This is a genomic window from Limnothrix redekei LRLZ20PSL1 (assembly GCF_043235035.1).
GTDB lineage: Bacteria > Cyanobacteriota > Cyanobacteriia > CACIAM-69d > CACIAM-69d > CACIAM-69d.
Window position 1 is genome coordinate 207124 of the sequence record NZ_JAZAQF010000069.1, and the last position, 13066, is coordinate 220189.

Below are 13066 nucleotides of genomic sequence, written 5' to 3' on the forward strand. Positions count from 1 at the left end.
AGCGCTAAACTGTCGCACCATCTCCCTGGTTGGAGTGGGGGTTGTGGTAACCCATGGGTTGATGGCAGGTTTTTTGGCCACTGCTGCGGTTGCTGAGTCGATCGCCCCGGATGGTCAACTTTCAACCACGGTGCAACAACGGGAACCCAACCAATGGACGATCGAGGGGGGCGATCGGGCCGGGAGCAACCTGTTTCATAGTTTTCAGCAGTTTTCGATTCCCACGGGCGGGCTGGCTCACTTCAACAATGCCGCCGACGTGGCTAATATTTTTGCCCGAGTGACTGGCGGCCAGCGATCGCTCCTGGACGGAACGCTGAGGGCCAATGGGGCAGCCAATCTTTTCCTACTCAATCCAGCGGGCATTTTGTTTGGGCCCAATGCTCGCCTAGATCTGGGCGGATCGTTTTTTGCCAGTACGGCCGATCGCCTGGTGTTTGCCAATGGGCTGAGTTTTGGGGTCAACGATCCGGCAGGTCGGCCGTTGCTGTCGATGAGCGTGCCGGTGGGGTTGCAATACGGGTCTGCGCCGGGAGCAATTCGGGTGGAGGCGCGATCAGCTGATCCAAAGGTTCCCACGGGTTTAGAAGTGCAGCCGGGTCAGGCGATCGGCTTGTTTGGTGGGGCGATCGAGCTGGATGGTGGTGTGTTGATTGCGCCGCGTGGCCGCCTGCAACTGATCGCCAGCCCTCCCAATGCAACCCTAGCGTTGAATACACCAATTGCCACCATTCAAGCCACCAATTCCGGCTCGATCGGCACTGGTCAAGCTGTTATTTCACCATCGAGCATTCTATTAACGAATAAAGCCCTTTTGGATGTTCGAGATTTGACCCAAGGCGGCACAGTGGAACTTGATAGCCACAATATTTTGCTGAGTTCTGGCTCTCAAGTTTTTGCGGGAGTTCGTGCGCCCGAATCAGTTGATGGTGTAGAACCTAGCTCAATAACTGCTGATCAAGTACCTCTTAATAACTTACCAATCAGTGGAGATATTCGCGCCCGCGCAACAAACACAATTACCCTTGATGGAGGATTAACCTTCTTTTCAAATGCTGTTGATCCAGATGCCGTGGGAAACGCTGGCAATACAACTATTCAGGCTCGATTAGTCCAGCTCTTGAATGGCGGTCGTGTTTATACCGGCACTGAAGGAGTTGGTAATGCCGGAAACTTAAGAATAATCGCTGATCAATTAACGGTTGCAGGTGCTAGTGAAAACCCCTTTCTTTATAGCGGTATTTTGAATTTAGCTGAAGTCTCTGGCACGGGCAACGGTGGCTTAATTGATATTCAAGTTGGCTCAATTCACTTGGCAGATGGTGGCTCAATTCGAGCTAATACTGCCGGTCAAGGCAATGCAGGACGCATTACGATTCGTGCTACGGGGGATGTCGTAATCGAGCGAGTTGATGCTCGTGCTGGAGACGTTGATCGTGAGTCCAGTGGTATCTACAGCCGAAGTGCAGAAAACTCTGCAGGAAATGGTGGCACGATCGATCTCCAATCTCGCTCATTAACACTCCGTGATGGAGGGTTTATTACTGCCACCACTCGCGGAGCTGGTAATGCTGGCAACTTATTAATTCAGGTCAGTGACAGAATTATAATTTCTGGTGTAAGTCAACTGGACGAAGTAATCGTATTTTCTGAGAATGAAAAATTAATTTTTCAACAATCTAGTGGACTCTATAGCTCTGCTTCAAGAACCAGCAAAGGAGAAGGAGGAAACATCCAAATTAGTGCGGGGTCTCTACTGGTTAGTCATGGTGGGCTAATCATTACAAGGACAGATGGAGGCGGTAACGCTGGAAGTATTCGCATTCGAGTAGCTGAAGACATGACGATTGATGGAGTTGGCCCTGATTTATCTTCTAGTGCGATTATTAGCTCCTCAGAAGGGAACAGCCTTGGACGTGGTGGATCAATCCAAGTTGAAGCGCAGTCATTGACTGTTTCCAATGGAGCAGTGATTAACACTCAAACGTTAACTAATCAGGATGCTGGCAGTATTACTCTTGTAGCCGATCGCTTATCATTTCTTAGCGGTGGACAAGCAATTGCCACAACCACAAAAGCAGGCCATGCCGGTGACATTACAATCAGTGCCGACCAAGTTTTAGTGGAAGGATTTGATCCACGGTTTGCTGTCCGGCAAGAACTATTTGGTGAAAATGTTGTGGGGCGAAATCTTGGCTCTTTCAGCGGCATTTTTGTAGGAGCTGATGTTGAATCAACTGGAGAAGGTGGGAGCCTAAATATACAAGCCCGAGAAATTAATCTGCAGCCGAGAACAACTTTGGCAGTGGGGTCAGCGGGAACAGGAGCGGCGGGGCGCATGGGCCTCTCGGTTGACCAGTTGCAAATGACTGGAGCGCATCTCTCGGCAGAAACGCGCTCCGGGGATTTTGGCAGTATTCAAATTGACAGCCACGATATTCAACTGCGTAATCACTCCCTGATCAGCACCAATGCTCAGGACTCAGCAACCGGCGGCAACATTGTGATCGACACGGACACGCTGGTGGCGCTGGAAAACAGTGATATTTCCGCCAATTCGGTGAATAGTTTTGGTGGACGGGTGAACTTGCGGGCCCAAGGGGTGTTTGGGACGGCTTTTCGGGAAGCATTGACCGATCGCAGTGATATTACGGCTAGCTCGGCGCGGGGGCCAGAATTTAGCGGCACGGTGCAACTGGAGGTGCTGAACCCCGACCCGGCCCGAGGGGCGATCGCCCTGCCCAGTGATGTGGGTGTGCCGCCGGAGCCTACCAGTCCCTGCGGCCCTCGATCGGATCCGAGGGCGATCGAGTTTTTTGCCTTGGGACGAGCCGGCCAAGCACCAAACCCGATCGAGGCGGCCACCCTGGAAGCCATGCCCTTCACGGCAGATTTGCGCCCGATCGCCCCAACGACCACCGCCAAAGCCGAAGCCACCCCTCCGCTGCGGGAGCCGATTTTGGAAGCCACCCATTGGCAAAGGACAGAAGCCGGACAAATTCAGTTGATGGCCGGCGCTCCGGTGCAATGGGCGAGGGGTGAATCGAGTTGCCGTTGGGGAGTTGAGCCATGAATCGATCCTGGTCTCGGCGATCGCTCTTGGGTTTGTTGGGTTGGGGCGGGGCGATCGCCCTGTCGGGTCTCGGAGAACGGGCCCAAGCCCAAGCGCTGGATGATTTGCTCGAAGCGGGCCGGCAAGCCTATTACGAGGGTCGCTACCGGGAAGCGATCGCCCTTTGGCAATCGGTACTGGAGCCAGCAACGCAACGGGGCGATCGGGAAACCCTAGGGCTGGTGGTGAGCTATTTGGCTTGGGCCCACTTGCAATTCAGTGAAACCACGGCGGCCCAAGCTTGGATCGATCGGGGGCGATCGGCTCTTGCGGGCGGCCTGTCGGCGGCCGTGGCCGCTCGGCTGTGGGGAGCGGCCGGAGCCACCGCCGCCCTTCAACAGCAGTGGAGTTTGGCGGAACAGGCTTTTCAAATGGCCGCCCAGCAATACCAAGTGGCCGGCGACCCCGTGGGAACCCTGAACAGCCAAATTGATGAGGCCGCCGTTTGGCAGGGGGCCGGCAACCAGCGCCGGGCCTTGGTGCGGCTGTGGGATTTGCAGCGCCACTGGCAACAGGAGCCACCCCGGGAACCGGAGGCGATCGCCGTTCGGGCGCGGGGGTTACATCGTTTGGCCTTGGCGTTGCTGTTGGCGGAGGATTTTGAGCAGGCTTGGCAGGCGGCGATCGAGGCGAAACCGGTTTTGGGTGCGGCGGCGGAATTGACCTTGGCCCAAATTGCTAGTCGGCGGGCGACCATGGGCGAATCCGCCACCGAGCAGGCCACTTGGGCTGAAGCTGCGATCGCGCACTATCACGCGGTGATTTTGGGGCCCGATCCAACCCTGTGGCGATCGGCCATGGTTGGGCGACTAGAATTGGCCACAGAACGCGGGCGGCCAGAGTCGTCGGAGTGGGCGGAACAATTGCGACTGGCGGCCCAGCGCTGGACAGGGGGACGATCGGCAGTGGCGTTGCAGTTGGCGGCGGCCCGGGCCTTAAGCCAACTAAACCAGCCGATGCCCATGGCGCAGGTGCTGTCCCTGGTGCAACGGGCCCAACAACAGGCGACATCTTTGGGCGATCGGGCCCTGTTGGGTTGGGCTTGGCAATTGCGCGGCCAGGTGTTGGCGCAAGGGGGCGATCGGGCAGGGGCGGCCCAAGCGGCCCGATCGGCCCTTGAGCAATGGGAACCGCTCGATCGGCCCGAATGGAACTATGAGGCCCTGTGGCTGTTGGGGCGGATGGCTCACCATTTGGGCCAAACCCGCGAGGCCTTGGCTGCTTACCGTTTGGCCGCTGAAGCTGCCCAAGCCGCCCGCTCCAGTTTGGCGGGCCTGAGTGTGCGGCTGCCGGGATTGCACACGGAAGGGGTGCAAGGCTGGCTCGATCGCGCCGAGCCGCTCTATCGCCAACAAATGGGACTGCTGTTTGCTTCGGCTGAAACCAGCGATCGGATTGAAGCCAGCCAACAGCTCCAAAATCTGCAACTGCAACGGATTGAGAATTTTCTGCAATGTCGCCTCGACAATCCCGCCCCATCGGACTTGCTCCAGTTGGCTGACTCAACTACCGATGAACGGGCGGCGGTGGTGGTGGTGGCCATCACGGAATTGCCGCCAGATTTGACCTCGGGATCGGCCAACCGGTCGATCGATACCCTGGTGCGTTGGAAGGATCCCCAAACGGGCCAAGAACGCCAAAACCTGCACCGCCAGCCAATCAACCAATCCGACTTGGACAAGCTCCTTCAGCGCCTCAACCGCAACTTCAGAAAAATGGGCAGGGGCCGCGCCTTACAACCGGATAGCCAACAGCTCTATCGCTGGATTTTGGAACCCCATCGCCCCATCCTGACGGCGGCGGGCATTAACCTGTTGGTTTGTGTGTTGGATCCTTCCCTGCGGAACTTGCCGATCGATGCCTTGTTTGATGGGGAGCGCTATTTGGTGGAATCCTTTGCCTTGTCGATCGCCCCTGATGTAAAGCTGGATCCAGCCTCCGGTCGGGGACGGCGCGGCCCGGCCCTGTGGGCTGGCTTGTCCGAATCGCGCGAAGGATCTACGGCCCTGGCTCCCGTGCCCCAACAGCTTGCCCAGTTGGGAAAACTGCTGAAGGGGCAAATTTTGCTCAATCAGGAATTTACGCCCACAGCCTTGACCCAAGCCTTGGTCAGCCAACCGATCACCGTGTTGCACTTGGCCACCCATGGGCAATTCAGTTCCCAGCGCGATCACACTTTCTTGCTGACCTGGGAAGGCAAGCTCAACATGGAGGATTTGGATCAGTTGCTGAAGGAGCGCCGGGCCAAACGATCGGAACCACTGGATTTGCTCACTTTGTCCGCTTGCCAAACGGCCACGGGCGATCGCTACGAAACCTTGGGTTTAGCAGGGTTGGCGGTGCGATCGGGTGCGCGCAGTCTGGTGTCTTCCCTGTGGAATATTCCCGCCGATGACAAGGCCAATCGGCTTTTTAGCGAGTTTTACAGGGGTTGGCTGGCTGGATTGTCCAAAGCCCGCGCCCTCCAGCAAGCCAAGTTGAAGCTGCTGAGCGATCGAGGCAACCTCGCCGCCGATCCCCACTATTGGGCCGCCTTTGTCCTAATTGGTGACTGGCGCTAGCTGGGGCGGCGCGGCCAAGGGGGCCTCGCGCAAATCGCTAAAGCCCTCCTGATCCAAGAGTTCTATCAATTGGGGCGATCGTCCTTGGCCGCCGGGACTCAAGAGCCGATCGAGCTGATCCAACCAATATTCCGTTTTGGCATTGGCCGCATGGACGATCGTGCCCATCACAAAGTCCACCGATTCCTCGGGCCGATTGGCACAGTTCACCCGCAAATACCAGGAATAGAAACGGTTAGGCGCAAGGCCCGGGCCGTTGGGCGATAGGGGCAATCGCAACAGCCCCGCTTGGGAACCCATCACCAGGCGCTGCTGATCCAGGGCATGACCGGCCGCATCTTGCAATTCCCATTCCAACACCGTGCCCGCCGGATAGCCCACATAAAACCACAACCCAGGCTGAGCATGGCGGGTTTCGCCCAAAACCACCGTTTCCCCATTTTCCCAAACAACCTCTGGAACCAGCGCCACCAGCAGCTTGGCCGGATCCACCGCCCCCTCCATGGTGCAACCGCTATAGCTCCCGGCCCCGCGCCTGCGGCCATTGATGGGTCGATCGCCCCGCACGGGGGGCCTGACTTGTTTGGGTTGCCGCTGGGTTTGGTTCAGGGTTGGATTGGCCCGGCGGGCGATCGGCTGAAGCGGGTCGATCGCCCATCCTGGCAAAGCTCCGAGCGTCACCCCTACCAACAAACCACCCAAAACAAGACCCATGTGGGTTAGTCCAAACCCAACACAACGAGACTGAACATGAATCATGATCAGAGGAAGGGAAAGATTAAGTGCTCATTAGACCTCTTGCATCGATCAAAACCCTCACCCTAAATCCCTCTCCCAAGTTGGGACTTGACGAGTAACAACAAAATTGCGGTGGTTCCTGATTCCTGGCTCCCCTTCGCCCTCCTTGGGAGAAGGAGCTGGGGGCTGTTAGCTGATTCGCGCAAGAGGTCTATTAACTATCTTCCTCGAAATTTCTCTGACTTGCCTGAATCCCGTGGTCATCATTGGGTGCGGCGGGCAGGCGAGTCCACCGGCTTGGTTTAGCCGAATGGGTGAAACTGTGCGGCTAAGGCCAGCCGATCGACCTTGCCTTGGGCGTTGCGGGGAATTTGGGTTAGGGGTAGCCAGCGTTTGGGAATTTTGTAGCGACTGAGCCGATCGCCCAAGGCCGATCGCAGTTGGTCGGGCGTGATCAGGGCGCTCACCGGCACATAGGCCGCCCCGATCGCCTGGCCCCATTCCCGATCGGGCAACCCCAACACCACCACATCAACCACCCATCCCGTCTCCCAAAGGGCCGCTTCCACCTCAGCGGGATAGACATTTTCGCCCCCGGTGATAATTTTGTGGCTGGCGCGGCCCACCAAATGCAGCCGCTGGGCCCCGTCAAAATAGCCCAGATCATCCGTCAGGAATTGCCCCGTGGCGGTGGTGTCCAGAGGGGTCAACCCTGGGGCGCTCAGATAGCCGGCCGCCAAGGAATTCCCCGCGATCGCCACTCGGCCAAGGGTTGAGCTGTTCCCAGGCGGGCTGGGTGTGGAAAGGGGATCGTGGGCCCAGTCTGACTCGATCGCCACCGTCGCATGGGGCAACACCTGTCCCGCGCCTCGGGCCCCGGCCAGAAATTCAGCGGGCCGCAGGGTGGCGACTTGGGAGGCGGTTTCCGTGGAGCCATAGGTGGGAGCCAGCCGCACCCCCACCGCTTGGGCTTGATCCAACAGGGCTGGCCAGGCGGGCGCGCCCCCCAACAGAATCACGCGAAATTGCTGGAGCCACGGGGTTTCTGGCCCCAGCAGCCGCAGGAGCTGGGTGGGAACCAGGGACAAAAACCCGATCGACCCCAAGCGCAATCCTTGGTCGATCGGGGCCAGGGCCAACCGGCCGCCGCCCCAAAAGCAACGCAAGACCTGCATTAACCCGCTGGCATGGCACAGGGGCAAGGTGCAGAGGGTGCTGTGGGTTTGGGGGCCGGGCCAATCTTCCGCAAAATAAGCGCAAAAGCCGGCCACGGAAGCGGCCAGCGATCGGGGTTGGTGCAGTGCAAAGCGGATTTGGCCCGATGTGCCACCCGTGGGTAGCCCAATCCAAGGTTCCGCCGTCGGGGGCAAGGGAGCACGATCGCCCGGGGGCTTATCTAGGATGGTTTCGCCCTGGTTTTCCCAGAGTCGATCGGGCTGCAACCAAGTCAGCACTTGGGTTCGTTCAGCGGCGCTCCATTGGGCATTACCTAAAAAAACGGAGCAGCCTTGGGCAACGGCCGCGAAAAATCCCGCCAAAAAGGGTAATGGCTTCGATTCCAACAGCAAAATTCGCCGTTGGGTTCCCCCGCAGCCCGATCGCGCCAGGGCCGCCGCTCGTTCTTCCGTGGCCCGTAGCAACGCCTCGGCCTCAATGCCCCACAGCCAGCCGGCCGCTGTTCGATCGCGCAATGTGGCCAGCCAGCGATCGGGCGCGGCCCAGGCCAAATCGGGCGTTAGGATCGCCGGTTCCATAGGCCTGCCAACCAGCGAGGGGGCAAGGGATCCAGCCAACTGCCCACCCCAAAGCCCAAGGCCCGCGCGCCCCCAGGCCGCGCCCCCACTTCCGCCAACCGCAGCGCAGCCCCTTGGCCCACAAAACTTTCAAACACCGAAGAAAACACGCAATCGAGGCCGCGGGTTTGAATGGTGGCCTGGAGGCGGCTGGGAAATCCGGCAATGCTGGGTTTCAGAACAAACAAACCGCGCCAGCCCCCTTGGACGGCGGCTTGCAGGTGTTTGAATTGGGTCACCGATTCATCAAGGGCGATCGGGGTGCGGAAATGGGGGGCGATCGCCTGCATGGGAGCCACCTGGGCCAGGGGCTGTTCCAAAAATTCCACCCGATCGCCCGCTCCGTCGCACCGTTCCAGCCAGCCGCGACAGGCGGCCTCCGTGAGCGCCCCGTTGGCATCCAGGCGCAACCGGCCCTCTGGCGGCAGGTTTCCCAACAATTGCGCAAACCAGCCCCATTCCAATTCGCTGGTAAAAACGCCAATTTTCCACTTGAAGGTGCGATGGCCGGCTGTCCAGGGATTTTGCCAACTGCTCAACACCCGTTCACCGGCCGGTAACAGGGCCGCCAGGCGATCGGGCGGGAGGGTAAAGGGGGTCGGTTCCCGATCGTTGGCCAGGCTTTTGAAGGCCGATTCCAGGGCAAATTGACAACAGGGCAAAGTGTCTGGAATTTGCCACAGTTGAGCCGGTGAAATTTCCCCATCCAGCGATCGTAAAAAGGCGATCGCCTGCTCCAGGGTTTCAGTGCCAAACCAAGGCAAGGGTGCGATTTCTCCCCAACCGAATCGATTGGCTTCATCTCGCAGCCGCACCACAATTCCTTCGCGCTTGGCCCAACTGCCATAGCTGGTTTGTAACGGACGCACAAAGTTGCGTTCGTAGTATCGAAATTGCACATTCAAGCGATTCGATCGCACCAGTTTCCTCCTGATTTTTGGCCGGGGGGTTGGCCACTACTGTAACCAAGCCCCCAACAGAAAACCGCCACTGAGGGCTAAACCGCTCCAAAAATGAAATTTGACGGCGATGAATTTGCTGTTGCTGACCCGATCGGGTTGGTCGTGGTGTTGCCCCACATGCCGACACAAATGTAGGGCGATCGGCAGGCTCAAACCCGTGAGCAATGTCCAGAGGGGGAAAGCCCCCCACAGGATTCCCGCCACCACTACCCCAAAGGCTGTGCCACAAAACCAGGGCAGCAGGGCGGCCGATCGAGCCGTGCCCAGCCGGGCCACAGGCGATCGTTTGCCCGCTCGCAAGTCATCAGCCACCTGATGGAAGTGGGAACAGAACAAAATAAGGCTGGTGGTGATGCCCATAAAGACGGACGCGCCCCAATTCAACAGCGACCAACTTTGGGCTTGGCTATAGTAAGCAGCGGCCAGCGCCATGGGCCCAAAGGTGACAAAACAGATGGGTTCTCCCAACCCTAAATAGCCAAAGCGAAAGGGCGGCCCTTGATAGCTATAGCCCAAAATACAACTGGCTAAAATGATTGCTAAAACAGTCCAATCCTGTTGGAGCCAAGCGATCGCCCCAATGGATGTAATTCCGGCCACTAAAAATAGATTGGCGATCGCAAAAACCAGCGATCGGTTACCGGTTAAATTCACCACGGAATGGGCTTTATTCACATCAATGCCCGTGTCAGAATCAAACACATCATTGGTTAGATTCAACCAAGCAATAATGGCAATGGCCGCCCCTAAAAACAGAGCCAAAATTCCCCCATTCAGCCGTTTGGTTTCAAAGGCGGCAGTGGCGGATCCCAACAGAATCGGCATCACCGCCACGGTATACATGGGCAGTTTGATCGCCGCCTTCCACAGTTGACGGCGGGAGGGCGCTTCGGGTGGGCTGTTGGGTGGGGCGGAAAGACTGGGAGCAGTCATAGGGCGATCACGACAGTCAACGGTGGTAGATGGTGGCTTGGGCAATCGACGGGGCAAGGGCGGCCTCGCCAATACCCAAGGGGGTTCAGGCAGGATTCAGGCGCGGTTCAGGCAGGGCGATCGGGCAGAGCGATCGGGTGACTGCTGAATCATGCCAAATTTACCAGATGCTCCTTAGGGGGCGGGTATTATTGAGGAAACTCGATTAAGATAACCAGTAGTCGAAGCATTGCGGCCGTTCGGACGATAATTAATTTTTTTTACAGCCTTTAATCAAATCTGAATTCTAATGTTAAGCGCACTGGGTCAGCAAACAGATTTGCTCTCACCAACGCGCCTCTATTGCATACTTGAGGCAGCTCGGGACGAGTTCTTGCGATCGTTTCGATCGCAAATTGTGCGTTTAACTTTTGAAATTCCGGCGCTCGATCCCCTGGAAGTTTTTGCTGAGTTTTCCCAGGCGGATTGCCTCAGTTTTTATTTTGAAAAACCCGATCGTCGATCGGCAATTGCTGCCTTTGATCGCACGGTGGCTTTGGCGGTGGCCGGGAGTGATCGGTTCACAAAAACCAAAGCTTTTGCTCGAAAGATTCATGGCCTGTTGCGAGCGAGTGAGCGGGCCTATGGCATGGCCGAGGGCGATCGCCCGGCCTTGGCCCGATCGATTCCGTCGCTGCTTTGTGCATTTCCCTTCCTCGATGAACCGCGCGACCTGGGCAGTCCCTTTGGGGAGGCGTTGATTTTTTTGCCCCGCTGGCAAGTGGTTCGCCGCACCACCGCCCAGGGCCCCATCACCACATTCACGGCCAATGCTTGGGTGGATGGTTGCACCGATTTGGATCAGCTCTGTGGGGAACTGTGGCAACCGCTCGATCGACTGTTGCAGTGGCGCAGCAGCAGCACCAGCTTGACCGCCAGGACAGCCCGTTACCAGTCCAGCGGGTGGGAATTGGCCGCGCCGGATGATCCGGACTTTTTGGCGGCGGCCCGATCGGCCCTGAAAGATATTGCCGATCGGCAGTTTTGCAAGGTGGTGCTGGCCCGGGCGATCGACTGGCAAGCCCCGGAACCCTTGGATCCGGCCCTGTTGCTCCATAACCTGCGCCACCGTCACCCCGGTTGCTACACCTTTGCGGTGGGGAACGATCGGGGGCAAACCTTCTTGGGAGCCAGCCCTGAATGCTTGGTGGCCATTGACCACGGCCGGATTGTCACGGAAGCCCTGGCCGGGTCGGCCCCGCGCGGCACCACGCCGGAACTCGATCGGGTCTGGGGCGATCGCCTGCTCAATAACCCCAAGGAACTGCATGAGCACCGATTGGTGGCGGACTTCATTGCCGATCGCCTCGCCCAGTTGGGGGCCCATCCCAAGGTGGCCGTCAAGCCCGGCCTGCGCAAATTGAGCAATATTCAACACCTGCAAACGCCGATCTGTGGCCGGTTGCCGCGCAATGTGGATCCATTAGATGTGGTGGCGGCCTTGCACCCCACCCCGGCCGTGGCGGGCTTGTCCCGAGCGGCCGCCATTGCCGCCATCGATCGCTACGAACCCTTTGAGCGATCGCTCTATACCGGGGCGATCGGTTGGCTCGATCCGATGGGGAATGCGGAATTTGCGGTGGGGATTCGATCGGCCTTGATCCAGGGCGATCGGGCCCGGCTGTTTGCGGGCGCGGGCATTGTGGCCGGATCCGACCCCGAGCGCGAGCTAGCCGAAATTCAACTCAAGCTCCAAGCCCTTTGGGCCGCCTTAATTTAAGCACTGGCCGCGATCAGGGTCTCCAATTTTGCGGATCCAGTCGCCCAGCGCCACCGGACATCCGGGCGATCGACCCCCATGGATCCCGCTTCAGCCCAGCCTTCAACCCAATCAGACAAGACTGACCGCAAGAAAAGAAATTACCGCAAGTCAAGGATCTGAAGCACTGCCCGGCTGGGGCGGCCTTTAGCTGGCTTGGTTAAGGAAGTGAGCGGGGGGTAAGGACGAAGCTCCAAGCCCATTTTCTGCAAACCCGTTTTTTGATCAGCACCAAAAATCTTTGCTACGCTGCAGGGACTTAACAACCGGAGTCATTACCGGATCAGCCGGGATCGCCCTCCAGTCCTCACTGATCCCCATTTCCTTGACGAATCGCCATAACTTTCCTTCGGACAGTGCTTGGAAAAATGGGCTAAGCAGAGTATAACGAAGTGTAAAGATCTCGATCGAGAGACCAACCGTTTCGATGTGACTGCCCCCATCGAGCGTGATTCTGTATCCTATTGCGCTTTCCTCAAAGCCACATTCCTCCACACTGGCCGGAGTGTCGTCTGTTGCAGTCCGCGTCTTTCCCGTATATCCATAGCAATTGACTTTGAATAGCGCCCGCAAGCCACAGCGCCTATGAAAGACTTCTCTGCCCGTTTAATGAATGCCCTGGGCCTGGCCTATTGGGTCGAAATCACGACCCAGGTTCCTCGGTGCACCTACTACTTTGGTCCCTTTAGCTTGGAGTCCACAGCCAAAGCATCGGTGGCTGGTTATGTGGAAGATTTGGAAATCGAAGGAGCGCAGGGCATTGCGGTGAAGGTAGCCCGCTGCAAACCCACGGATTTGACCATTTTCGATGAAGCAGAGGAGGCGGCCCCGAGCGATCGCCCTTTCTCGATGGTCAGTAGCCAGGCTTAGGGCCCCTGCGATTCTCGGAAAACTCCTCGATCGATCGCCCGGCAGCCCTCGGTGATGGGGATGATCCCAACGGGCGATCGGGAGGTGAAGAATCGAGCGACCTGGCTACTCAATTTGGTTCTGAATTGAGGGATGACATTGACATCCTTTTCGCCATCAATGGGCGGAATTTCGGCTCTGGGCAAACAGCTTTGGTTGTTTGCCTGGGCCATGGGTTAAGGGTTCATTTCTAATCCCCAGCAACCCGGATCTATAGACTGGTTTGATGACGAGTTTTTGTCCAGAAAACTGTTAAGTTT

9 protein-coding genes are annotated in these 13066 nt (G+C 57.9%); 4 read left to right on the forward strand and 5 right to left on the reverse strand.

Annotated elements, in window-relative coordinates; translation table 11 throughout:
• Positions 1-34 precede the first annotated feature (34 nt).
• The gene (locus VPK24_RS12020) at positions 35-3073 is read left to right on the forward strand and encodes a two-partner secretion domain-containing protein (protein WP_393013642.1); all 3039 of its coding nucleotides are present in this window, start codon (positions 35-37) and stop codon (positions 3071-3073) included.
• Positions 3070-5673: a CHAT domain-containing protein gene (locus VPK24_RS12025; protein ID WP_393013644.1), complete on the forward strand. Its 2604-nt coding sequence runs from the start codon at positions 3070-3072 to the stop codon at positions 5671-5673. The genes VPK24_RS12020 and VPK24_RS12025 overlap by 4 nt, the downstream gene beginning before the upstream one ends.
• On the opposite strand, the gene VPK24_RS12030 is transcribed toward VPK24_RS12025, so the two are convergent.
• From VPK24_RS12030 to menA, 4 genes are all read right to left on the reverse strand, one after another.
• Positions 5653-6387, reverse strand: coding sequence for a DUF928 domain-containing protein (locus VPK24_RS12030; protein ID WP_393013646.1), 735 nt, complete (start codon positions 6385-6387; stop codon positions 5653-5655). The two genes, VPK24_RS12025 and VPK24_RS12030, sit on opposite strands and share 21 nt — an antisense overlap.
• A gap of 326 nt (positions 6388-6713) precedes the next feature.
• The gene (locus VPK24_RS12035; protein WP_393013648.1) at positions 6714-8165 is read right to left on the reverse strand and encodes an AMP-binding protein; all 1452 of its coding nucleotides are present in this window, start codon (positions 8163-8165) and stop codon (positions 6714-6716) included.
• Positions 8147-9124, reverse strand: coding sequence for an o-succinylbenzoate synthase (locus tag VPK24_RS12040; protein ID WP_393013650.1), 978 nt, complete (start codon positions 9122-9124; stop codon positions 8147-8149). The genes VPK24_RS12035 and VPK24_RS12040 overlap by 19 nt, the downstream gene beginning before the upstream one ends.
• Positions 9125-9160: 36 nt before the next feature.
• Positions 9161-10099, reverse strand: a complete 939-nt coding sequence (gene menA, locus VPK24_RS12045) for a 2-carboxy-1,4-naphthoquinone phytyltransferase (RefSeq protein ID WP_393013652.1) — start codon at positions 10097-10099, stop codon at positions 9161-9163.
• 289 nt (positions 10100-10388) lie between these two features.
• Between menA and VPK24_RS12050 the strand changes: the two genes are divergently transcribed.
• Positions 10389-11858, forward strand: coding sequence for an isochorismate synthase (locus VPK24_RS12050; RefSeq protein ID WP_393013654.1), 1470 nt, complete (start codon positions 10389-10391; stop codon positions 11856-11858).
• On the opposite strand, the gene VPK24_RS12055 is transcribed toward VPK24_RS12050, so the two are convergent.
• Positions 11855-11977: a hypothetical protein gene (locus tag VPK24_RS12055; RefSeq protein WP_393013656.1), complete on the reverse strand. Its 123-nt coding sequence runs from the start codon at positions 11975-11977 to the stop codon at positions 11855-11857. The genes VPK24_RS12050 and VPK24_RS12055 overlap by 4 nt on opposite strands.
• Before the next feature lie 505 nt (positions 11978-12482).
• Here VPK24_RS12055 and VPK24_RS12060 point away from each other — a divergent pair.
• Positions 12483-12767 (forward strand): DUF1816 domain-containing protein, encoded by a 285-nt coding sequence (locus VPK24_RS12060; RefSeq protein WP_099533216.1) that lies wholly within the window; start codon positions 12483-12485, stop codon positions 12765-12767.
• The last annotated feature ends 299 nt before the right edge of the window (positions 12768-13066 follow it).

What these genes read in the sequence shown, in the direction of transcription:
- VPK24_RS12025 (WP_393013644.1), top strand. Translation starts at nt 3,070, where the DNA reads ATGAATCGATCCTGGTCTCGGCGATCGCTCTTGGGTTTGTTGGGTTGG.
- VPK24_RS12030 (WP_393013646.1), bottom strand. Translation starts at nt 6,387, where the DNA reads ATGGGTCTTGTTTTGGGTGGTTTGTTGGTAGGGGTGACGCTCGGAGCT.
- VPK24_RS12035 (WP_393013648.1), bottom strand. Translation starts at nt 8,165, where the DNA reads ATGGAACCGGCGATCCTAACGCCCGATTTGGCCTGGGCCGCGCCCGAT.
- menA (WP_393013652.1), bottom strand. Translation starts at nt 10,099, where the DNA reads ATGACTGCTCCCAGTCTTTCCGCCCCACCCAACAGCCCACCCGAAGCG.
- VPK24_RS12050 (WP_393013654.1), top strand. Translation starts at nt 10,389, where the DNA reads ATGTTAAGCGCACTGGGTCAGCAAACAGATTTGCTCTCACCAACGCGC.
- VPK24_RS12060 (WP_099533216.1), top strand. Translation starts at nt 12,483, where the DNA reads ATGAAAGACTTCTCTGCCCGTTTAATGAATGCCCTGGGCCTGGCCTAT.